Annotated in this window: 17 protein-coding genes; 6 read left to right on the plus strand and 11 right to left on the minus strand. The window is 51.9% G+C overall.

Features of this window, described 5'->3' with window-relative positions; all coding sequences use genetic code 11:
* Positions 1-14: 14 nt before the first annotated feature.
* Genes ACOOGA_RS07470 through ACOOGA_RS07480 form a run of 3 tightly spaced genes read right to left on the minus strand, consistent with a single transcriptional unit; the run spans position 15 to position 2870 of the window.
* Positions 15-989 (minus strand): radical SAM/SPASM domain-containing protein, encoded by a 975-nt coding sequence (locus tag ACOOGA_RS07470; protein ID WP_420430186.1) that lies wholly within the window; start codon positions 987-989, stop codon positions 15-17.
* Positions 990-997: 8 nt separating this feature from the next.
* Positions 998-1702 carry a WbqC family protein gene (locus ACOOGA_RS07475; RefSeq protein WP_420430188.1) on the minus strand — a complete coding sequence of 235 codons (705 nt, stop codon included), beginning with the start codon at positions 1700-1702 and terminating at the stop codon, positions 998-1000.
* Between the two features lies 1 nt (position 1703).
* On the minus strand, positions 1704-2870 hold the full coding sequence (locus ACOOGA_RS07480; protein WP_420430190.1) for a DegT/DnrJ/EryC1/StrS family aminotransferase: 1167 nt from the start codon (positions 2868-2870) through the stop codon (positions 1704-1706).
* Between the two features lie 214 nt (positions 2871-3084).
* On the opposite strand from ACOOGA_RS07480, the gene ACOOGA_RS07485 reads away from it, so the two are divergent.
* Positions 3085-4092: a class I SAM-dependent methyltransferase gene (locus ACOOGA_RS07485; RefSeq protein ID WP_420430192.1), complete on the plus strand. Its 1008-nt coding sequence runs from the start codon at positions 3085-3087 to the stop codon at positions 4090-4092.
* A gap of 2 nt (positions 4093-4094) precedes the next feature.
* Here the strand turns inward: ACOOGA_RS07485 and ACOOGA_RS07490 are convergent, their stop codons facing one another.
* The 7 genes from ACOOGA_RS07490 to ACOOGA_RS07520 all read right to left on the minus strand — a co-directional run bounded on the left by ACOOGA_RS07490 (position 4095) and on the right by ACOOGA_RS07520 (position 14015).
* The gene (locus ACOOGA_RS07490) at positions 4095-7370 is read right to left on the minus strand and encodes a glycosyltransferase family protein (protein ID WP_420430194.1); all 3276 of its coding nucleotides are present in this window, start codon (positions 7368-7370) and stop codon (positions 4095-4097) included.
* Positions 7371-7415: 45 nt separating this feature from the next.
* The gene (locus ACOOGA_RS07495) at positions 7416-9083 is read right to left on the minus strand and encodes a tetratricopeptide repeat protein (RefSeq protein WP_420430196.1); all 1668 of its coding nucleotides are present in this window, start codon (positions 9081-9083) and stop codon (positions 7416-7418) included.
* Between the two features lie 35 nt (positions 9084-9118).
* A complete protein-coding gene (locus ACOOGA_RS07500) occupies positions 9119-10177 on the minus strand; it encodes a D-glucuronyl C5-epimerase family protein (RefSeq protein WP_420430198.1) in 1059 nt (352 codons plus the stop codon).
* Between the two features lie 33 nt (positions 10178-10210).
* On the minus strand, positions 10211-10987 hold the full coding sequence (locus ACOOGA_RS07505) for a cytidylyltransferase domain-containing protein (RefSeq protein WP_420430200.1): 777 nt from the start codon (positions 10985-10987) through the stop codon (positions 10211-10213).
* A gap of 10 nt (positions 10988-10997) precedes the next feature.
* Positions 10998-11963, minus strand: coding sequence for an ATP-grasp domain-containing protein (locus ACOOGA_RS07510; RefSeq protein ID WP_420430645.1), 966 nt, complete (start codon positions 11961-11963; stop codon positions 10998-11000).
* Positions 11963-13039 (minus strand): pseudaminic acid synthase, encoded by a 1077-nt coding sequence (pseI, locus tag ACOOGA_RS07515; protein ID WP_420430202.1) that lies wholly within the window; start codon positions 13037-13039, stop codon positions 11963-11965. The genes ACOOGA_RS07510 and pseI overlap by 1 nt, the downstream gene beginning before the upstream one ends.
* Positions 13040-13100: 61 nt before the next feature.
* Positions 13101-14015: a hypothetical protein gene (locus ACOOGA_RS07520; protein ID WP_420430204.1), complete on the minus strand. Its 915-nt coding sequence runs from the start codon at positions 14013-14015 to the stop codon at positions 13101-13103.
* 248 nt (positions 14016-14263) lie between these two features.
* Here ACOOGA_RS07520 and ACOOGA_RS07525 point away from each other — a divergent pair, with 248 nt between their 5' ends.
* The 4 genes from ACOOGA_RS07525 to aroQ all read left to right on the plus strand — a co-directional run bounded on the left by ACOOGA_RS07525 (position 14264) and on the right by aroQ (position 20373).
* A complete protein-coding gene (locus ACOOGA_RS07525) occupies positions 14264-15517 on the plus strand; it encodes a TIGR03862 family flavoprotein (protein WP_420430206.1) in 1254 nt (417 codons plus the stop codon).
* A 75-nt stretch (positions 15518-15592) separates the two neighbouring features.
* The gene (locus ACOOGA_RS07530; RefSeq protein ID WP_420430208.1) at positions 15593-18385 is read left to right on the plus strand and encodes an ATP-binding protein; all 2793 of its coding nucleotides are present in this window, start codon (positions 15593-15595) and stop codon (positions 18383-18385) included.
* A gap of 95 nt (positions 18386-18480) precedes the next feature.
* Positions 18481-19374, plus strand: a complete 894-nt coding sequence (locus ACOOGA_RS07535; RefSeq protein WP_420430210.1) for an alpha/beta hydrolase family protein — start codon at positions 18481-18483, stop codon at positions 19372-19374.
* Positions 19375-19395: 21 nt separating this feature from the next.
* Complete coding sequence (aroQ, locus tag ACOOGA_RS07540) at positions 19396-20373, plus strand: gamma subclass chorismate mutase AroQ (RefSeq protein ID WP_420430212.1); 978 nt, start codon at positions 19396-19398, stop codon at positions 20371-20373.
* 25 nt (positions 20374-20398) lie between these two features.
* Here the strand turns inward: aroQ and ACOOGA_RS07545 are convergent, their stop codons facing one another.
* Positions 20399-21613 (minus strand): M24 family metallopeptidase, encoded by a 1215-nt coding sequence (locus ACOOGA_RS07545; protein ID WP_420430214.1) that lies wholly within the window; start codon positions 21611-21613, stop codon positions 20399-20401.
* Between the two features lie 154 nt (positions 21614-21767).
* On the opposite strand from ACOOGA_RS07545, the gene ACOOGA_RS07550 reads away from it, so the two are divergent.
* Positions 21768-22919 carry a glycosyltransferase gene (locus ACOOGA_RS07550; protein ID WP_420430216.1) on the plus strand — a complete coding sequence of 384 codons (1152 nt, stop codon included), beginning with the start codon at positions 21768-21770 and terminating at the stop codon, positions 22917-22919.
* Positions 22920-22988: the final 69 nt, after the last annotated feature.

The following is a 22988-nucleotide window of genomic DNA, read 5'->3' on the forward strand; positions in this document are numbered from 1 at the left end:
CTGCCTGACGACCTCTATTCGGTATCTTTAAATTCTTGAATCATGTTGGCGTATGATCGGCCTTGCTCGGGCCAGCGGGTTGCCTCCCAGTCCGGACAACCACCACAAAGGGAATGTTTCGTGAAATCATTGTCAATGTGGGCCTGACGCAAGCTGCGCATATATTCCCCGCTCCACACTTCTTTTATTGTTGTCTGACGGTAGTCCGTAATCGTTGCTCCTTTCGTCCAGTCTGCAGGACAAAAAGACAGAAAACCTCGTGGATTGAGAACGATGCGCTCCCAAGGATAAAGGCAGGGGCGCCTGGGGCTTTGAGACGCTTCAGCCATTTCGTGAACGCGCTCTTCCTGAAAGCCCGCACAGGAGTGCAGTCTTCTAATCACCACAAAGTCTACCCCCTGAGCTTTCCAGTATTTTTCGAATCTATCAGTCTCATCGACATTAAATGGCTGCTCAACATAGGAAACCACTATCTTGGGCGGGATAACGCGTTTCTTTGCTGCGGCAAGAAGGGCAAGTATATTTGACCGTACCTTATCCAGCTTTCCACCAACACGTATACGCTCATAGGTTTCGTCTTCAAACGCGTCAACGCTGATGTCAATCACATGAAGGCCCGTGTCAAGAAGCCGGTGAAGACGGCCATCGTCCAACAGAGTACCGTTTGTGGTAATTGAAACCGTTGTTTCAGAACGGTCTACAGCATATTTGAGCATCTCAAATATATGCTTGTGGGCCATAGGCTCACCCTCTGCAGTATACCGGATATACCCGGTGATGCCCTGGCCGTGCTCGCGAACCTCATCCACCATGCGCGCATTCAATTCCGGCTCCAGCATGCGTCCGGTATAGACGTTTCCCTTCTTGAACTCAGGATGCGGGCAGTGAACACACGCCAAGTTACATACCTCAGTTACATCTACATTAATCTGGGAGGGGAAAAGCCCGGAGAGCCGGTCGTAAAATCCATATTGCTCGGTAACGTTCATTAAATTCCCTATCTGCGCGGCACAATGTTTTCAGCCTGGCTCTTGAGATAGAGCGGCGCTTCAGGTCCGGTATTAAACAGCAAGTCCAGAACCGTAACATCCCCGGCAAAACCTTGCCACTGTTGTGAATATTCCGGATATTGATAGGACTTATATTCAAGATAAATCCCGCATTCCTCAAACCTCGAATGCTCAATATAGGACTGGGCAGCCGGGCCACTAAGATATTCTGTAGCCCCAACCTTATTGAGGACTGACAATAACCGCTCAGTCTTTTGACCAGTCGCCCCCAATCCAACAGTTGAGCGAACCTCCGTTTCAATACCTAAATGAACCATAACCCACCGAATGAGGTCTTCGTTGAGTTCCGACAAGTAGCACCGGTTCTTTGTAAGCTCGTTCTCAAGTTCACCATAATAGTTGTCAAAGTAAGGAGCTCCTTTATAGGCTTCCCGTATCTGATTTAGATGGCGCTCTTTCCAGTTCTCTGTGCCGTCGATACGTGTGTCACAAATCAGATGCCCCCGCGGCATCTTCTGAACGGGCACACTGATCCAACGGGTCCCTTCTCTCGTCTTGATTTTATTGCGAGTACGCCAACTACGTTTCACGTATTGGACGTCGTCAAACAAAAGAAATAGGTCCACATCATCAATGAAGTTGAAATACCCTCGCCAGGGAAGATAGGAGGACTGAATAATGCCAACGCGCATTTTAGGCCGCACCCAATACTTTTTGCAGCGATTGGCAAATATAATGCGCATCGTCGGTCGTCATCCGACCACTGATCGGCAGGGTTAGAATACGATCCATGACCAGATCGGCACCCTTAAGCGAGAAGCGGCAATATTTTTCATAAAGCGGTAGCGTATGCATCGGTGTGTAGTGGAGTGCGGCCCCAACACTCAATTTCCTCAACGCTAATATAATAGCATTGCGCGACTGTTTCGTATGATTGGCATCCAGTGTCAGCACAAAAAGATGTCGGGCGTGTAACCCGCCTGTAACGCCCACCTGAAGTGTGATTCCCATATCGAGAGCGGCAATAAATTCTGCATAGATCTCTGCAATCTCGAGGCGTCGCTTCTGCATTTGCTCAAGCCTTTTTAATTGCACACGCCCGATCGATGCCTGAAGGTCGGTGTAGTTCATCTTGTACCCGAGCTCGACCGGGCTGGCAGTGAACATTGTCGACGGTGTCTGATACCGTTGCCAAGCGCTATGGTGCAAGCCGTGAAGGCGCAAGCCGCGCAAACGTTCCGCAACATCCTTGTCATCGATGGCGATAAACCCGCCTTCACCGGTAGACAGATTTTTGTTCGCATAGAAGCTAAAACACACCATGTTGCCAGAGCTGCCAACACGACCGCCATCAAGGTATCGGCCTCCCATTGCGTGAGCTGCGTCTTCAATGAGTGCGACCGAACTCGGGAGGATACTTCTGATGCCTGCGATATCTACCGGATACCCGCCAAAGTGCACGACAATAACCGCTTTAGTTTTCGGTGTCAGACAGGCCTTCACAGTGTCTGGTGTCACATTGAACGTGGCGGGGTCAACATCACAAAGAATAGGTGTCGTTCCCGCATAAAGTGCTACATTTGCCGTCGCGTACCACGTCAAGCTTGGCACGATTACTTCGTCTCCAACACCGACGCCATGCACAATCAACGATAAGAAGAGGGCAGACGTACATGAATTCACAAGCACGCCTTCGGGCCGACCACAGAAGTTGGCCAACTCTTTTTCAAAAGTTACCGTCTGTTGCCCCATCCCCACCCAGCCAGAACGAACGACGTCGCTAACAGCCGCCACTTCGTCGTCCCCGAAATCCGGACACCCAAAGGGTATAAATGGACGAACCTCGGTCTTTTCGCTCAACGTGCTTCTCCGGTCGCTATTCGTTTCATAACTTATATAATCAAATATCGGACCAGAAGTTGCGGTGGCAAATATCCGGCGATACCTTCGAATTTCAAAACGATAGTTGCAAAAACGGCTTATAATCCTAACATACTAAAACTAAAGCGTAATTTAGTAACTCACAACATAGAATGATTAGCCAAAACGCCAGATGGCATGAAGGGAGACCCCGATGAGCGATCAAAATGACAAGCTTTTCAGGGAGTTGTTTTTGGCGCTCATGCACAGACCTCCCCATGAAGGGGAATTATCTGCCTATTTTGGTAATGTTGCCCCCCCCAAGGAACTCTCGGCAAGTTTAAGAAAATTGCTACAAACACCGGAACGAGCCAGCATAGCAAGAAATCAGCCTTTCCCTCCAGGTCATTATTACTCTCCGGTCATAGATGTTGCAGACATTGAAAGAAGACGTCACCAGATATTTGACATCCGAGACCCGTTTTTTCAGATTCAACTCGACCCTGAAAGGCTTCACGAAATATGGGAAATACTAGTCCCGTATCTGGAAAATATTTCTTTCCCCCATGATCCTTCAGACAAAAGCCGATACTATTGGGGACCCAAGAACCAGTCCTTCCCATTCGCCGATGCAGCTGTCTGGTCGGCGATGCTTCAATGGATCCGCCCAAAAAGGGTGATAGAAGTTGGCTCTGGTTTCTCCTCCGCTGTCCTGTTCGACACACAAGAATTTTGGCTAGACTATGAAATGGATATTACTTTTATCCAACCCAACCCCTATGGGATTAACAAGCTACTCCAAAAGCAAGATCATCAAAAATACACACTGAAGCAATGCATTGTTCAGGAGGTGGAGACCAGCTTGTTCACACATCTGGAGGCAGGGGATATCCTTTTCATTGATTCTACCCATGTTGCCAAAACCGGTAGCGACGTGTTGTTTGAAATTTTCGAGATTCTGCCAAGACTTGCCCCTGGGGTACACGTACATTTCCACGACATATTTGACAGTTTTGAATATCCCCAGTCTTGGATCATCGGGAATGGCTGGTCATGGAACGAACAATATCTGTTACGTGCCTACCTGATGAATAACGCTGACTACGAAGTTCAGGTATTCAACAATCATTATATACCGCGCAATCTAACCCCACGAATGCCGCATATCGAAAATTTCAAGGCAAATCCGGGGGGTAGTCTTTGGTTAAAGAAAATTGGCTAACATCAAACTTGACATATAAGCGCAATCTCCCGCTCAACCGTTTGTGTCGGTGAACTCTGGCGCCTTACACGCCCAGCCGCCGCTTTTGAAAGGGCCAAAAACTTATCGGGAAGCCTGGATAACTCAAGGATGCACGTCGCCATTGCATCTGCATCCTCTGCCGGCACCAAAATGCCAGAAGTTTCATCTACAAACTCCGGCACTGCACCCACAGTATTCGTAACAGGCACCAGCCCTGAGGCCATTGCTTCATCTCGGGACACACCCTGAGTATCACTTCTAGTGGGGATCAGAAAAATTCCGTGTTCGTGGTGTAAAGCGGCGATCTCTTTGCGTGTCAGAAACCCCTGTCTGATATTCACGTTTGAAAACCTACGGATCGGCCCCAAGCAGTCGTCGAAATCTGGACCATCGCCAACAATAGTAAAACTGAACATAGCAAAATCAGGGCTCTTTGACATTTTCAGAATGGTATCCACCACAAGATCATTGCCATAAATTGGCGAAGAGAATGGCCGAATGGTCAATATCTTATACCGGCATGAAGGCTCCTTCTCGGTAAAAGCAAAAAAGTCAGTATCAATAACATTATGTATAACATGGCATTGCTCTGCCGGCGGCAAACAGCCTACATCCGAATGCACCCACTTCTTGAAGGTCTCCGAGACGAAGACAAAATCGACATTTGGATGGGCTCCCGAAAAGACCTGCTTCCAAAATGCCAATCTGTGGTCGCAGGCGCGCTGATGCGCAGATTTCTCATCATCAGTTTTGAAATAATCGATACGCCTAGCCGCCGCTTGTGCTTCATATCCATGCAGCCAGACTGTTACTTTAACACCTTTGAGATACGGTTCGATTGTTCGCCAAAGAGAAGGCTCGAGAAAATGTAGCGAGAGCGTCTTCACGCCGCCAGTTCGCAAAACTTTGGCAAGATTGCTATGATCAGCCTCGATGACATCAACACCCTCAAAAGAGGAACATTCCAATTGCCCGCCTGGCTTCAGGCGAAATACCTCCGTTCGGAGGCCTCGCGCTTTATAGCCGAGCACTCTCGAATGTAAGAAGCCGCCCCGATATAGGTGAGCAGAGCTAGGATAAATGGGTGCCGCCAATAAATGATCCGCTATTGGAGCCGGCGGACTCTGTAAGTTGGGAATGGCAAAAAACCGGATCGCCTTCAGGCTCAAGTCTATACGCTGCCTGAACCGAAGACCCAATTGAAGGAACTCCGCACCACCAGGAATACGAACCGTCATATACCGGCCGGCCGAACGCGTGGTCGTCTGCATGATTTTCTTGTTTCGATCCAAAAACCTGAACACCACGCGTGATTGCAAGATACCTGTTTCGGTCTCTTCTCGCTCCCAGCGGCAATAGAAAGAAGACCGCAATGCCCCGTGAAGAGGTACATGCATGTCTTTGATAAAAACAAAAATCTCCTCTTCTCCGGTCGCGACACCACTGAAATAGGCGCTGTCCGGATCAGGAGAAAAGTATCCACACTCTCCGCGCCTGGATACTTTTACCGTAGGCTGCACGGATTGCCCTTTTTTGACCATCGCGCGCGAATAACCTGACACGTTACCAAGTCCGATTCCTGCGGCCATCTCAGCACCAGTTATGGAAAAAATCCCGACCAACTCCGGCTGCTGTTGTGCATTGAGATCGCCGTAGGCGTCATTCTCTGTGTCCAGGATGTCTATATCCCTGCCAACGTCCAAACCCTCTATGTCAAGAAGACCAGCCAACGCATTTTCAGGTAGGTTGGCCCCCAACTCGCAATATTGCAGCCTTCCAATAGCCAGCATGTTATCAGGTAACGTACTGAAGTTTCTCCCCCGCATCAGCGATAGCCCGCCTTCTGCACCTAAAAGAGACCAAGGCGCGGCACTTCTGCGAGGGACAGCGGATTCTGCCCCATACGTGTAGGGGCGCACACTCCCGCTAAAGAACCAGCTTTCACCGGCTTTTTTGGCAAAACAGGCCTTAGTCAATACGTTACCCGGAGAGGCGTCTACGAGATGTGCAAACTCTTCCAGGTAACTCGGCCCATAATAATCATCCGGTGAAATAAAAACATAGTAATCACTCTGTTTACGTGCATGCGACATTACAGCATCAACCTGCTGCTCCACGCAGAGCGTTACTCCCTCGACGGTATGCCTGCCCAATAGTTCTTCTGGCACCAAAATATGCAGAGATTTGGATTTATATGCCTGACGCTCAAAGTTAGCGATTGCCCTACGTACGGCATCGTCTGTTTCAGCGTGTGCACAGCAGAAAAAATGTGCCCCATTCATTTTCAAGCCCTGCCCTCGCACGAGGGAAAGAACCCTAGACATACGATGTTTATAAAGATGCTTTGAAAATACCTGACGCATTAACATAGCGTTCAGCCGCTCACGATAAAGCTCATCGCTCCGCATAGAGGAAATTTGTCGAGTAAGTTCATGTGGGTCATCACATGAGATGATAAGCTCCCCAAACATGCTACGGATAGCACGCGAGTAATTTGAAATTATCATGGTATTACACGCCGCGAGTTCAAACAGACGGCGAGCCATCATGGTACTCGAGCTTTTCACTGTGTTGATATTTACACTTGCGTCATAACCTTTGTAGGCCCGGTTTACTTTGTCGAACGGGAGGTAACCAACTATTTGGCCACGGTACTGTTCAGGAAACTGATAGTCGGGGTGGTCGTCATTATAATGGCGATCATAAATTTCAATCGGCACATCTTCTTCCGCCAAAACCTCGAGTATGGCATCAAGGTCCTTCGCCCGCTGTGGGAAATTCTTGTAATAAGTCCCTGCAAAACTTGCTTTTGCACGGCGGGGCTCTTCTTCGATTGGGTTGTGTAATTCCGGGCATGCTGCGAAAGGCAGAGCATACACTCTATCATGTTGAGCGTGGAAACTATAAAGCGGCTTCAGGCTTACGTCGGTGGTAAAAATATAATCGCATAAAAGCGCTGTCGGTAGAAACAGGTCAAAATGTATAGGGTCCTCTTTATTCCAGAATACTGTGGGAATTCCCTTCGCCTTAAATGCTTCGATAACTACCCTAATCTCAGGCTCGGAATCCTGAATAATGAGAAACCACGTATTTTCATGCCCATGCCAGGCACTTTCGATAAACAAAATGTCGGGGTTATTCTGATGTAATACATCATTAAAATTTGAAGGCGTGACATGATTGACGTGGCACAAGGTCTCAAACGCAAACGACGTAAACTCATCAGCAATCAGTGCAATATTCACGGGTAGTTTCATTCAATGCCCCTCTATCAACTCAACCATCGCAGGCTAGAACTTCTCCTAGCCCCTGTCGGATAACCACTTCTCTAATTCTCCGACAACTTTTTGTTCCGAAGCAATCCGATAGTTTTTTGCGTAGTTGATATAGATAAATCGATAGTTGGGAGCAAAAGGCATCTTCACGTCGTTCCCAAGGTTGAAAACCCACCAAGGCACACCGCGATGAACGCACCATGTCTCCACCCCTTGTGCCATGGCTAATGCCTGCGTCGCCGTCGAAGGACCAATAACCAAGTCCAGGTTCGCCATGATTGCCAGATTTGCTTCCAGATCTTTTTTTAGATCAATATCCGGAAAGGCAACAAAACGCTCCCCTGCGACACGAACTATCTCCTCTAGCTCAGCCTCCTCTGCATCGTATTGCAAATTGACAAGTTGAATTCCGGGTATTGCAGCAACGGCTTTTACCATCGCTAAGTCCATATAGCCGTGCTTCCTACCCTCACTCAAGTTGCCGCTCCGCCACGACACCCCCACGCACGGTCTTTGACCCCGCGCTGCTAACTTCGCACCGAATTTGGAAACGCGAACAGAGTCCGCCAAAAGGTATCCACCTGAAAATGAAGATAAATCTCTCAAGTTCGGCCAAAAAATACTGGGCAATGACCCAATCGGTATTGCCCTGTCTATTCGAGGCAGTCTGTCACCCTTAGTGCAATTTTCCACTTGCGGGAAAGAACGAGTTCTCTCCCCCAAGCGCACAGTATCCTCGAAGCCCACTACATAGGCTTTCGGGAAACTCCGTTTGTAGATGTTAATAAGCCTTGGATCGCATCCAATAACAATCCGGCCGACCTTTTCGGCAAGCCGGTTGAAAAATATCGCGAATAACACCTCGTCACCCAGACCTTGTTCTGCTGTTACCAACAAAGTCTTCTTTTGGAGGTTTTCTCCCCGCCACCGCTTGATCTTGTGGCTATAGGTGAGCGATTTTCTAGTTCCTCGGCGATCAGACAATCGAGCTTCATATAGGCTCCATGCCCTCTGCAATTTTCCGTTCCGCAACAAAATCATTGCACAACCCAACTGCAGGTCAGCATTTTGCGGATCCAGCGCTAACGCGCGCTCATAATACTCCAATCCCTCTGGCATATTCGAATATGTTTCGGCTAAGTTAGCCCAAGCCTGAGGATGCTTATCATCATACCGAATGGCTTCAGAAAAAAAGGCCCGGGCCGAGGGCACATTGTTACGAAACTGAAGTGTAATTACACCCACCAAGTTCCATAAATCCGGGTTGGTAGGAAATTGTGGCAACACGGACTGCAGAAGTCCAATAGCTTCCTCGGAGTCACCCATCTGGTGCAAGCACTGAGCATAAGAAAAATAGTGGTCCGGCAGGCTGGGGTTCAAGTTGATTGCGTGCTCAAGAGTTCTCTTTGCGAGATCTAGGAGTTCAAGATCAAGGGCGATCTTGGCCATCAAGGACAGAAGCGTCTCAGTAGGAGGCAATGCACGCATAGCATCTGCTAATAGATCGATGGCCTCGGATCGACATCCCATCTCAGCCAGTCCATATACGGCCAAAGTTAATACGTTCGTACTTTTAGGGCTCGATCGCCAAGCTGTCAGTATCTCCTTTGATGCAGTCACCGCATCAGCGGTCTTGATGGCGGCGTCAATGCGCATAATCGCCCGCCGCTCTGCTTGTTTCTCGATACTAGACAAAGTTTATGCCGCCTTGAACCTGAGTATATTGAGGCTTAGTTGTTAGCACAAAATACTCCGTATCTGTATAGCGTCCACCGCACTAGGCACGCCTCAAATGTTCCCGGCCTCAGCGCTTCAAATGCGGAAAGTACCCTTACATGAACATCGTGATAGCCTAAGCGTGCAGGGTTTGGTGGAAGGTGCTCATTACCCGATTGAAGGTGAGTCAAGTCGTACGCACTTCGGTCACCCAGATCATAAAATGGCAAAGACCTCGCTAGCGTTTCAATCCCACGATCAAAAAGTTGCAATGCATCATCGCATTCGTAACGTTCCCAAGCATCATGCAACCCTAACAAGGCATACATAAAGCCATTCAGAACCAACGACGGGCGCAGTGTCGGATATTCTTCGTAGAAGGGATATTCTCCCAAAAATTGAGTGACGACACCACCTGCCGAAACCGGCTTTTGAAAGGGGAAAAGGGCCTTCCTTACGGCGGCTTCTATCTCGGCACTACGCATCTCCTCAGGTGCACGGCATAGTGCGGATATGCACAAACCCTGTGCAAGTGCGGAGGCCCAATTCTTGGATAACGCTCCACCGGTTCGGCCGGGGAAAAAATCGTATGAAAATGGTACTTCCCAAGCGCCAGAATCTTGGTTCTGATTTTCCAAAAGCCATGCGACGATACGCTGATATCGCTCATAACATTTACTGTCCGAAGTGTGGTTATACTTGCTGATTTGGTTGATAGCGATCAAGCCAATGGTAACTGGGTATGTTTGACGTATCTCGGACCACCCATATTTATTCGTCGGAATACCAAGCTGCTCGTCGAACTGAACAAACCCATTGTTCCGAATGTAATCAAAAACATGAAAATTGAAGTAGTCGGTATTCACCGAAAATTCTTCTACCCAGTACCCTTTAGCCTTAGCATCTGAGAGAATATCAGTGATCTGTAGTGGATGGTTAGGGGCGGCAGATTTACAGACATATGGTGCGCCTTCCTGTTTTGCCTGATCTACAGGTAGCGGCGAAGGATATAATGCGTCATAGCCATATTCTTTGATTTCGGCTGGCACTTTTATTGTTGGATTTTCACTCACTCCGCTACCCTATCTCCGCTGCTAACTAACAGTCTAACCTTTGATTTCTTTCGAGGCATCTCTGTATATCTCAGTGTTTTTTTCCCGCCATATTGGTTCCAGATGAGCGTTAATTTCACGCAATTTATCATGTTTATCAATCATACTAAGTATTTGCTTCCAAGACATCATTTCAACCGCCTGTGCAACACCAAACAAGGTTTCCAGAAACTTATAATCCTCAGGATAATCGAGCACCCAACGGTTGCCGATCTGATAGTTTATATCGGGCTTACAGATATATGATGACCAGTTTTTCTGCCGTTTGATCCACAGTGTTACGTGTTCCCGGTCCAGCGCGCCCGTTGCACACTCATTTGCTAATTCAAGCGCATTTGCGGTCATGACCTCGCAGTCAAGACCATGCGGCCACCACGCGGTAGCACCATAGCTAGCACCGCGTGTTTTAACGCCATCAAGTAAGTCTTGGCATATTTCAGGGTCAAGGAGCGGGCAATCTGAGGTCACGCGCATGATATAGTCGGCCGGGAACATCTGGTACGCTTTAACATAACGCGAGAGCACGTCCTGCTCGCTGCCCGCGATCACCTCGGCACCGCTCTCAAACGCCAGGTCGGCAAGCGGCTGATTATAGTCTCCTTCAGGGATCGCGACGATCACTTTGTCAACGCCCGGAATTCTCTGGCACCGATCTATCACCCGGCGCAGGACAGGCACACCGCCAAGCGGCATCAATATCTTGTCCGGCAGCCGGGACGATGTCCGGCGTGCTTGAATGACACATATGCAGTGAAGTTTTTCAGCTTTCACAAACTACTCGCTAGTTAGTTGGCATCACGAGCCGGTCGGTCGCGTACCGGAGGGAGGTCAATCCAACTCTTATGGGCCTTGCAAGCCGTGCATCGGTATCCTTACCGAGCATCAACTGTATGATCCGCTCCGGGGAAGACAGCCCGCCCTGAATACTAAGATTGGAGCAACCACCAAACCGTGCGTTCACCTCAATAAGGCGCGGCCCTTCGGTTTCGCTATAAAACATCTGTACCAGATTATGCCCGCGCAAGCCCAAATCTTGAGCGAGCGTTAGAGCGAGTTTTTCCGCGTCCGGCAGCGAGACAATGCGGGAGCGCCAGCTTTCGCCGTTCACGAGCTTAAGCCGCTCCCGCGCGACCGCCTGCATGGGGTTGCCGTCAAAATCCAGCAATATATCGCAGCTGATCTCCCGGTCCGTCACATAGGGCTGCATGACATAGTCGTTGATGTCGACCTTAAGCCGTTCAAATGCCGAAAGGCTTTCTACCATCACGCCGCCGCCGGTGAAGGTGCCGTCCCGGTGACGCATGAAAATCGGGAAAGCATTTTCCTTCTGCACATCCGCTAAGGGCAGCACAGGGAAACCCTTATCTACGCAATATCCTTGAAAGTTTTTCTTGTCCTGACACGCAGACAGCACCGATGCATCAGGAAGCGGCACGGTAACGCCAAGCGCTTCAAGCTTTGGTTTCATGCCTGCTATGCGCTGCAATTCCCCGTCCCGTGTCGGGATCAGCAACGTAATCTGATGCCGCTCGCAGATATCCAGCAACCGCGTTTCATAATCAGGCGCATCATCTTTCGGCAGCCATTCGAACGCGTCAGCAAAATGCCCGGCACAGCAGTCCCTGTCCATATCGCTGGCAACAACCCGGCCACCGGTAGGGTGCACCGCAGCCTTGAAGGCTTCCACCAATAACACCTTGGCTGATGCACTGGTGATCAGGCAATTGACAGCACCGTCTTTGTTCATCAAGCCAACATTTCCCATGTCAATGGCGTCCCCGCCGGTGTGTCTGCCAAAACAGCGCGACCCAATACCTCATTCAAATGGCGCGGATGAAGCCCACCCGTCGGTCTAATGCTACGGACGTCCGCGCTGGTTAGCTTTTCGCCCTTCTTGAGGTCCCTTACGATATAAAGGGACCGCTTAAAGCGCAAACTTTCTTCTTCGATCTTGAGCGGCGTCGTCTTTTGACCGCGTACGGCGTCATGGACCTCACGGCACTGCCTCACAAGGATCGCAAGTTCGTCAGGCTCAATCGAGAAGGCGCTGTCCACAGCACCACCGGCGCGAGAAAGGCATACGTGCTTTTCAATCACATCGGCACCCAGCGCAACAGCTGCAAGTGGTGCGGCCAGCCCTACGGTGTGGTCAGAAAACCCGATAGGCACATCATATTTTCGCCGGAGATGCGCGAGGGACCCGAGATTGGCCATTGAGACAGGTGTCGGATAAGCACTCACACAGTGTAATATAGAAAGGTCAGCAGCGCCTGCTTCTTGAAGCGCAGCGACAGCCTCATCAAGCTCAGCATCATTGGAGGCGCCAGTTGAAACAAAAACGGGTTTGCCCGTTTCCGCCACTCGGCGAATAAGGCCAATATCCACAAGCTCACATGACGCTATTTTATAAGCTGGCGCATCCAGGCTTTCGAGCAGATCAACCGCTGTCTCATCAAACGGCGCACTGAAAGCAATAAGCCCGAGCGAACGAGCATGCTCAAAAAGCGCCGCGTGCCACTCAAAAGGGGTATGAGCCTCACCATAGAGGTCATAAAGTGTGCGTCCAGCCCAGAGCCCGTCTTCATCAACACGAAAGGCCGGTGCTTCACTATTCAAGGTGATGGTATCGGGCGTATAGGTCTGAAACTTGACCGCTTCAGCGCCTGCATCCTTGCAGGCAGAAACAAGCGCGAGTGCCTGATCAAGCGAGCCACCGTGGTTTCCGGATAGCTCAGCGATAACAAGCGGCGGGGCACCCCCACCGATCTTGCGCCCTGCAATCTCAAAAGCCTTGTTGAACATCTGAACGTCTTTCGCCGCCACCGAACCAGAACCTATAATTCGTTGGAATTGCTACATTTTGCAAGGCGGAATATGTGTGGCGTCAGGCGCGTGCGCCAACCTGCTGGGCGATAGATGTTGCTGCCCCTCGTGATACAGCAGCAGCTTGCACACCTCCGGTACTATGCTGCAGGGCAAGTGCGGAGATCTGCGGTGCATCAAACGCATCAAGCGCAGCAACCCCCATCGTGGGCAGGAAACCAACATTCAGGTGCTGGTCAGCCTGCGTGGCCGCAGCGCAAACCTGACAACCGGCCGCAAGGGCTTCAAGCACCGTGGCACCAGCCGCCCCCACATAAGTGCGGGCACCGCCGAGAAGCGCGGCCATATCCGGTGCACGTAAAATCTTTACCTTATCACCATCAAGCGCAAGCAGTGCCGCGCAAGGTTCCTGATAGGAGGGGATAGGCACATAAATCGGCTCGTCGGTCTGGGCTGCAAGCCCTGCAGCAACTGGCGCCGCCAAGCTGCCATCATCCGTACCGCCAAAACTCACCACATAGCCCCGCCGGGCGTCTTGCGGTTTGGCATTCTCAAAGAACACATCATCGATGAGTGAATAAGAAGGTCCGCGCAAAATTTCCTGCGCTTTATAAGCGGAATAATCCAGATCAAGTGCATAGAGGTTGGGGTTGATGACAAAATCACACGTGACCGGGCGCTCAGCAAGATCATCGATCACACAACTGATACGAGCCGTCGCGCATATTGCGCTGACCTCTTCAGCCGAAAAACTGCATGTATCCATAATGAGCAGGTCATGTGTCGCCGGTAGTTCAGCAACCGGACGCGCGGTGAACCCCATCGCGCTCACAAGATCACTACCTTCGCCGCTCGTGACAAAAACGTCGCAAGCAACACCTTGGGCAACAAAGGCACGGGCGAGGGTCAAGGTCCGGCGGACCCTGCCAAGGCCGGACTTCTTACCACATTCAATAATGATCGACGCCTGCGTCACATTCATCTCCCAGTTTCAGACATCTCGGCAACACCCTGCCGCATCTCAACAATGTCTGAAGCACCCATATTGAATGCCACTATGCATACTATATGCCAAGCGTTAATAAACTACATCCTAAAGAGAAATTGGAACGAAGCCTCCAAAACCGCGCTTATCAAGCCTGCAGAATCTGCCCTAACGAAGCCTCAACTGGCGAAACTTGCCGCGCTTGCGCCAAAGAGCTATGGTGCGCGCTCATCAGCTATATGGAAACTGAAACCACCATGCCAGACGCAGCCAATGCCGTAGATTTTGCCATCATTGGCGCCGGGCCTGCGGGCCTGATGGCAGCAGAGATATTGTGCGCCGCGGGCCACAAACCTCATATATTCGAAGCAATGCCGACGCCTGCGCGCAAATTCCTCATGGCGGGGAAGTCGGGGCTTAACATTACGCACAGCGAAGCGCTGGAAAGCTTCCTCACGCGCTATGGTGCTGCTGAACCCCAGCTTGAGAAAGCAATTCGTGCCTTTTCTCCCGATGATATCGGGGCATGGGCCAATGATCTCGGCGTTGAGACCTTCACAGGAAGTTCCGGCCGGATATTTCCGACCGTGTTTAAGGCTTCTCCCTTGTTGCGGAGCTGGCTCAAACGTCTGGAACAGGGCGGGGCCAACCTTCATACTCGGCATCGCTGGCGTGGCTTCGCTGATCCGAGCAATTTGATATTTGATACGCCGGAGGGGGAAAAAACCATCTCCGCACACACCGTGCTTTTTGCGCTTGGTGGTGCCAGTTGGCCAAAACTTGGCTCAAACGGCGACTGGCAACAGGCGTTCAAGGGCGCAGGCATCACTCTCGCTGAATTCCAACCGTCCAACTGCGGTTTTGACAGCAGCTGGAGTGCGTTTTTCTCCGACCGCTTTGCTGGTGAGCCGATTAAGAACGTAAAACTAAGCTTTCAGGAGCAGACCGTTCAGGGTGATTTTATTGTCACAAAAAGCGGGGTGGAGGGCAGTGCGATCTATGCACTCTCAGCCGCGATAAGGGCTGCGCTGGTGAAGGGCGACGACGCCTCCATCACCATCGACCTCACGCCTGATCGCTCCACCGAACGGTTAACCACTGCCTTGTCTCAAGGGCGGGGCAAAAAGTCCTTTTCCACGTTTTTGAAGAAGGCGACCGGACTTATTGGTGTGAAGGCCGGTCTGTTGCGGGAAGCTGACCCGGGTGCACATACCCTTGAAGCCGATGCGCTGGCCACGCTTATAAAGGCACTGCCTATCAGGCTCATTCGACCCCGGCCACTGGCAGAAGCGATCAGCTCGGCTGGGGGTGTTGTATTTGGCGCACTGGATGAGAACCTGATGATAAAGACAAGGCCCGGCCACTTCTGCGCCGGTGAAATGATCAATTGGGACGCACCAACAGGTGGCTACCTGCTCACTGCCTGTTTTGCACAAGGCCGTCAGGCGGCAAATGGCATGCTCAACTGGCATGAAAAGCATCATTCTAAATAGTTGGTGTCTTTCAACGCATCCTTAACGTTTTCGTGGCCAGAATAGCCGCGCAAACAAAAGGCTGTACAATCAGTGATGTCCCAATCTCTCACTGCGGCGCTTCGGCCTAAACCGCCGAAGCATTTCCTGCTACAGCTCGTGCTAGTGGCCATGCTTTATTTTGCCACCGGCAAACTTGGCCTCTTTCTCGCAACCGATAATGATTATTCAACCCTCATCTGGCCACCGTCAGGCATAGCCCTTGGCGCCATACTGCTTCTTGGGTACCGCGTCTGGCCCGCCATCATGCTCGGGGCGTTTGCGACCAATGTTTCCTTCAGTATTGAAAGCATGACACTGGTCGACATTCTTATTACCCAGCCACAAAACTACTTTATTGCCGTTGGCAACACCGGACAGCCGTTGCTGGCGGCTTATCTCTTGCGCAGGTATAACGCCTATCCAAACCCGCTCACACAATTTGCAAAGATCGTACAGTTTTACCTGATGGCGGGGCCCCTGGCTTGCTTGGTCGCAGCAAGTGTTGGTGCGGGCAGTCTGTACCTCTTTGGGGTTATCCCGGCGGCAGACGTCTTCAACACCTGGGGCACCTGGTGGATCGGCGACACCAATGGTGTGATCCTTATTACCCCGCTTATTATCGCCTGGGGCCTGCCGCGTGATAACGCATGGATGCTGCGGCGTGTTGCCGTTACATCCGGCCTGCTTCTTGTCCTGCTGATGCTCAGCATTTTTGTCTTTCATTCTCGCAAATGGAATGAAGACGAATTGCAAAAACGTGTTGCTTTCGAGGCTGATACCATCGCCCGTGCATTAGAGGGCGAAGTGGCAAATGCGGTCACGACTGTATATGGCCTTGGTGGCGTGATGGCCCTGGCGCCTGGCATTCGTTTTGAAGAGTTTCAGACCTATGCCCGCACACTGCTCGGCCGAGCACCGGGCCTTTCCGGTCTTTCTTGGAACCCTCATATTGCCCATGCTGATCGTGTATGGCATGAGGCGCGGCTATCACGCGACTATGGCGGAGAACGTACGATCACCGAGCGTGGGCCTGACGGTGAGTTAACGGTCGCAACGCCCGCAGGGGAATATGTTTATGTTCATTTTCTGGAGCCTCTTGCCGGCAGCGAAAACGCGGTGGGTTTCAACATATGGTCAAACACCGCGCGGCGTACCTCAATCAATAAAGCGAGGGAGATAAACAGTGCGGTGATCACACCCCGCATCTCGCTCGTACAGGGCACATATGGCGCTTTGATCCTTTTGCCTGTCAAAAACAACGACATGATTTCCGGATACGCGACCGGTGTACTGCGGATCTCCCACGTTGTCGAAAAAGCCATGGTCGCCGCGTCAGCGCGTGGCCTTTATATAGACCTCAACGACCCTGACGCCGAAGCGGACCGCGCTGAGCTTTATAGTGGCTTCCCTCTTGATGCGCCACCCAGAGACAAGAAGCGGGATAGCCTGACACACACGAAAAACATAAAGGTCGCTGACCGCACATGGCAATTGAGCGTTACACCAACCGATAGCTATGTCTTCGCCTACCGCTCCAAGACCTCGTGGCTGGTGATGCTTGCGGTCTGGACGTCTGCGGCAACTCTTGGTGTGCTTTTCCTTGTACTTACAGGCCGACACTTTGAAACCGAACGCCTTGTGGCGGAACGCACGGAAGAACTTATTCTGGCCAACCGCGCCAAAACTGATTTCCTTGCAAACATGAGCCATGAGATCCGAACACCGATGAACGGCGTTCTCGGTATGCTCAATCTGCTGGAAGACGGGAAGCTGTCTGACGAACAGAAGGAGCTTGTCGGCGTGGCTCATAAGTCAGCCAAGTCACTTCTGGTTGTCATTAACGACATTCTCGATTTCTCAAAACTGCAGAAAGGCGAGGTTAAGTTCACGGCAGAACCGCTGGAGCTAGAGCTGGTAGTGGCCGACACCATACAGCTCCTTCACCCGACAGCAGCTGAAAAAGGCCTGCAGTTGAACTTCCGAAGCGGACCGCCGCAAACCTTGCCTGTTGAGTTTGATCGCGCGCGACTGCAGCAGATACTTTTTAACATCATCGGGAACGCAATAAAGTTTACGGACGCTGGCAAAGTTGACGTTGATATTGCTGTCACTGCTCAACGGTTCAATAAAGCTAAAGCAACCATCACGGTGAGGGACACCGGCATTGGTATCGACGAAAAAGACCAGAAGCGCATATTCGACCGCTTTGTGCAGGTAGACGGCTCTTCAGCCCGCCGATACCAAGGGTCTGGCCTTGGTTTGGCCATCAGTCGCCAGCTGGTGGAGCATCTAGGTGGTACCTTGTCGCTGGAAAGTACTTTGGGTGAAGGCACGACCGTGACCATTCACCTGCCGGACCTGACCCGGAGTGAGCGTGAAGGGCGCGAGATAAAAGCCGAAGTACCCAAGATCACATCTGCGCGCAAGGCGCTGAAGGTGCTGGTAGCCGAGGACAATATGGTCAATCAGATGTTGGTTCAAAAACTGCTTACCCGGCATGGGCATAGCGCTGTGATGGCCTCAAATGGGGCCGAGGCCGTGAAGACTCTAGAGCATATGGCGAAAGACAAAGCATCGCTGCCTGATCTGGTGCTGATGGATATCCAGATGCCTGAAGTTGATGGTATTGAAGCAACCAGGCGCATTCGCGCGTCCGGCGGTGTTTTGGCAAATCTTCCCATCATCGCCCTCACGGCCAATGCCTTGCCGGAGCAACACGCGAGCTACCTGGAAGCAGGGATGAACGACTGCATCAACAAGCCCATAGAGTTTGCAAAATTCTATGGCGTGATCGCCGCTGTGTTGGGCCTGAAGGTTTATGACCTTGCGGAACGCCGACAGGGATGACCCAGGACGCTTATCTGCATTGCGAATTGACAACCGCCGCCAAGTAGCGAAATTTGACAGCAAGATTTTACCGCTTTGCCTGTCAGGAGACGCCCTTGCCATCGCTCACCCCCTTTTTAAAACTCATGGTTTTGGCCTTGGTGCTACCCATCAGCACAGCAAGCTATGCTCAAGACCCGGTTCATTCTGACCCTCTGGAGATTGACCGCACCGCACCCCCCGGCCTTGTTGAACTCACGGTCCCAAGCGGTGGACACGACATGGTTGGGCACCTGTATACCGCGAACGGACCCGGCCCTCACGCCACGGTGGTCATGCTCCACGGTTTCCCCGGCAACGAGAAGAACCTTGATCTCGCGCAGGCCCTCAGGCGCGCCGGGTTCAATACGCTTTATTTTCATTACCGCGGCGCGTGGGGCAGTGGTGGCACCTATAGCGCCCAACATGTGATTGAGGACGCGCATGCGGCTCTCGCTTACGTGCGGGCACAAGGTAAGGCGGGGAAATTCAGGATCGACCCGGCGCGTATCAGCCTTTTTGGGCACAGCCTTGGTGGGTTTAATGCCATCATCACCGGCGCGGATGATAAAGACGTCAGATGCACAGTCGCGGCCGCACCAGCTGACCTTGTCCCCTTCGTGAAAACTGCCACAAGCGATGTTGTCTCTGGCACTGATGCTGAAGCGCCAGTACCAGGGCTTGATGGATATTCTTTCGCTGATCTGGTGCGGGAAACAAAAGAAAATGCAGCTACGTTTAGCCTTGTGCCCCGAATGGCCGCCTTTGGCGGCAGGGCCCTGATGATTGTATCTGGTGACAAGGACAATGTGGTCCCGCTGGAGACGCAAACACCGCTTGCTGGTGCTGCGCGAGCGGCTGGTGCAGACCCCTTTGTGCACGCCGTTCTGGATGCGGATCACGGTTTTTCATGGGGCCGTTTCAAGTTCATGGACACAGTCGTGCCGTGGATGCAGCAAAACTGCCAATAAAACAGCTGAGGAAAATCAGATATGAAACACCAGTTGAACTTTCGCGCCTTATTCGTCGCATGCACGTTATTGATGCCCGCGCTTTTCTCGGCCCAGGCCGCCGCCGACAACACCATCTATCTGGTTCGCCATGCGGAAAAGGTGCTGGACGGCACCCGTGACCCTGCCCTCACGACGGAGGGGGAGGCCCGCGCACACTGGCTCGCCACCTATTTCAAAGACAAGGGTATTAAAACCATACTCTCAACGGATTATGCCCGCACCCGCGATACAGCACTGCCAACGGCCAATGATCAGAACGTGAGCATCGCGCTATATGACCCGCGCGACCTCAAGAGCTTCGCTGTCGACCTGAAAGCTCTTGAAGGCACGGTCCTTGTTGCAGGGCACAGTAACACCACACCGGTGCTTGCTGGCTTATTGGTAGGTGAAGACCGTGAGGAACTGGATGAGCGTGTCTATGACCATATTTATATCGTCACCCTCGCCGATAACGGCAGCGCCAGCCTGACAATTGGGTATAGCGAACCCAGAACCGTGCTTGAAGTGGCCGAGTTGAAAGCCGCTATTGACGCACGGCTTGGCGTGATGGAAGAGGTGGCGCACTATAAGTGGGCAAACAACCTCGCCATCGAGGCGCCTGAGCGCGAGGCGGCTGTTCTTCGTGCAACTGTCACGCAAGCAACAGCGCTTGGTCTCGGTGCCAGAGACGCAGAAAGCGCCGTGAAAGCCCAGATGGCAGCTTCCAGGCTCCTGCAAGCGTCATACTTTGAAACTTGGAAAGCCGCACCACCAACTGGCCCGGTGCCCGACCTGGAAGGTAGTTTACGCCCTAGGATCAGTGCACTGACAGAAACATTCTTGAACGCTTTGAAAGCCGCCGAACCATATCTCAAAACCTGCCACACCGCCGCCCCACTTTCGCGCACAGATATGACCACACCTGAGGTATGGAATGCCGCGACAACGGTCCTGTTGCCAAAGGGTGGATGTTCATGATTTTGGGCCGAATTTTGGGCGAGGCCTAGATGGCCTCCCCAAACGGATCATCGATGCTATGGCTAGGCTCGGTAAACCATTTTGGCCCGTCTTCGGTCATATAGAAGTGGTCCTCAAGGCGGACACCAAATTCACCATAAAGGCATAACATCGGCTCGTTTGAGAAACACATGCCTGGGGCAAGCGGTGTGTCGTCAGACGCTACCAGATACGGCCATTCATGGATATCAAGCCCAATACCGTGCCCGGTGCGGTGCGGAAGGCCCGGCACATTATAACCGGGGCCGTAACCAACACTTTCCAGATAGGAGCGGGCCGCCATGTCGACGTCCCCGCAGCGCACACCGATTTTGGCGGCGTTGAATGCCCGCGCTTGTGCTTCCTTCTCATGCGCCCACACGGTGCGCTGTTTCTCGCTCGCTTTGCCAAACACGTAACTGCGGGTGATATCTGATTTATAACCCAACAGCTCGCACCCGGTATCGATCAGCACCATATCCCCGTCCTTGAGGATTTGCGGGTTTTTCACACCGTGGGGGTAAGCGGTTGCTTCACCAAACAGCACGATACAAAAGACCGAACCGCCGGGCGCGCCAACCTTCTTGTGTGCTTCATGAATGAAGGCCGTTACCTCTGTTGTGCTGATGCCCGCCTTCAGGATACGGGCGGTTGCTTTATGTACCTCGATGGTCATGTCTTTCGCGCGCTGCATCAGGGCAATCTCGGCGGCAGACTTATGCATGCGGCAAGCGGCGGAGACAGGCCCGGCATTCACAAACTCGGCATCTGGCATGGCTGCGCGCAACCCTTCCGCCAAAAAGAAAGGTGCTGCTTCATCGACACCAACACGCCCGGAGATGCCGAGCGTGCCGAACAGGTCGGCAGTCAAAGCATATGGGTCTTCATGTTCCTGCCAGCCATGAACCTTGCCGGGCAGACACATGTATTCGTTCAGGGTGCTGACCTCAAAAGCAGGCGCAATATAAACAATATCGCCAGTGCTCGGGATGAGCGCACCGACCATGCGTTCACTTGGCCACCACCGTGTGCCAGTAAAATAATAAAGGTTGGTGCCCGCGTTGATATAAACCGCAGAAAGCCCCTTCTCCCGCATGACCCGCTGTGCCTTTGCAACCCGCGCTTTAAACTCATTCAGCGCTATAGGCTGTGCGCCCGCTGTCATATCCTTAAGTTTGGCCAATTCTGTTTGCTGGTCTGACCCACCAATACCCCGTGTCATAAACCCATCCTTATTGCTTTTAAAACCCTGATAAGGCGGGAGCCTATCACGTCCGTGGAACACCGAAAGAAAAATTGTATACAAAATGACATTAGGCCGCGATCCCAGCATATGATAAGCAAAAATGAGGATCATCAGGGGCATACTTTCGCCAATGAACTCAGAGCTGACCATCGTTATTGTTGCAAAGGATGCGGCCACAACAATTGGCCGTGCGGTTGCGTCCGCACGAGCTTCAGGTGATTGGCCCATCCTGCTTATTGATGATTGTTCCGGTGACGAAACAATAAAGTCTGCGCAAGACATGGGTGGGAACCATATCACTGCTCATCAAACAGAACGATCAATCGGTATTGGTAACGCCCGACAAACAGCGCTTGAGTATACCCAAACCGAATTTGCCATGTGGCTTGATGCGGATGATGAAATACTACCCCACCGTCCAGCCGCCATGCTGCAATCGCTAAAAAATGGGGCCGACCTTTGTTTTGACCCTGCCGTCCTTTTTGACCCATCTTCAGGGAAAGACACTCAGGCGCTGCCCATACCTGACTTCCTCTCGAAGCCCGACGGCGTCTTGCGCTCGTTTGAACGGAACTGGATACCCGCACTCACCGGTGGTTTCAGGACCGGGTTTGCTCAAACGGTCGGGTACGACCGCACCTTTAAGTGCGCCGAAGACTATGACTTCCTCTTGCGTGCGATAACCCAAAACGCAAAAATCGACTTTCTGCGCGACGCAGGGTACCGCTATGCACACTCCCCTACATCTGCATCGCGGAACGTCGAGCTAACACGGGCTGCGAGCCAAGCTGCACTTGCAAAACACAACTTTAGTGAGATGAGAAGGCGCGTCGAAAACAGCACCCTTCCCGGTTCCGAGCAATATCTTACTCTGGCCCATATAGCCACAGCACTTGACCTTGAGAATGAATGGAACTCGGTCATCACTAAGCTGGGTAAATCCAGTGAGGCTGTCCCGCCGTATGACCGGTCTGGCAAGTGGTTATCCGCCTACCTGCGCGCGACGGCTGCCTTGCTTTCCGGAGACCATAGGTTGGCGGCAAGCCTACTCACACCGCTTACGGAAAACGATAACGCAGCAGATGCACACAACAACCTTGGCATCGCGTTGTGGCATCTCGGCGATCATACCGCCGCCCGAGTTCACTGGCAGAAGGCGCTTGCGATCATGCCACGATATTTGGATGCTACCGAGAACCTTCGGGCAGCGAAGCAGCACCCCACACACATCACCCATGCTCCCCTGAGGCGAGCTCCCAGCCGCTCTGGATATAAGCGCTAATAATAGGTACCAGTCTATTGCTTAGGTCATTTGCGAGCATTTAATCTTGCGTAACCGCTCCTTTACCAG

Origin of the sequence: Kordiimonas sp. (assembly GCF_965216265.1) — a bacterium.
Classification (GTDB): Bacteria; Pseudomonadota; Alphaproteobacteria; order Sphingomonadales; family Kordiimonadaceae; genus Kordiimonas.

Coding starts and splice junctions, on each gene's coding strand:
- ACOOGA_RS07470 (WP_420430186.1), bottom strand. CDS start 989: ATGAACGTTACCGAGCAATATGGATTTTACGACCGGCTCTCCGGGCTT.
- ACOOGA_RS07475 (WP_420430188.1), bottom strand. CDS start 1,702: ATGCGCGTTGGCATTATTCAGTCCTCCTATCTTCCCTGGCGAGGGTAT.
- ACOOGA_RS07485 (WP_420430192.1), top strand. CDS start 3,085: ATGAGCGATCAAAATGACAAGCTTTTCAGGGAGTTGTTTTTGGCGCTC.
- ACOOGA_RS07490 (WP_420430194.1), bottom strand. CDS start 7,370: ATGAAACTACCCGTGAATATTGCACTGATTGCTGATGAGTTTACGTCG.
- ACOOGA_RS07510 (WP_420430645.1), bottom strand. CDS start 11,963: ATGAACAAAGACGGTGCTGTCAATTGCCTGATCACCAGTGCATCAGCC.
- ACOOGA_RS07525 (WP_420430206.1), top strand. CDS start 14,264: ATGGAAACTGAAACCACCATGCCAGACGCAGCCAATGCCGTAGATTTT.
- ACOOGA_RS07530 (WP_420430208.1), top strand. CDS start 15,593: ATGTCCCAATCTCTCACTGCGGCGCTTCGGCCTAAACCGCCGAAGCAT.
- aroQ (WP_420430212.1), top strand. CDS start 19,396: ATGAAACACCAGTTGAACTTTCGCGCCTTATTCGTCGCATGCACGTTA.
- ACOOGA_RS07545 (WP_420430214.1), bottom strand. CDS start 21,613: ATGACACGGGGTATTGGTGGGTCAGACCAGCAAACAGAATTGGCCAAA.
- ACOOGA_RS07550 (WP_420430216.1), top strand. CDS start 21,768: ATGAACTCAGAGCTGACCATCGTTATTGTTGCAAAGGATGCGGCCACA.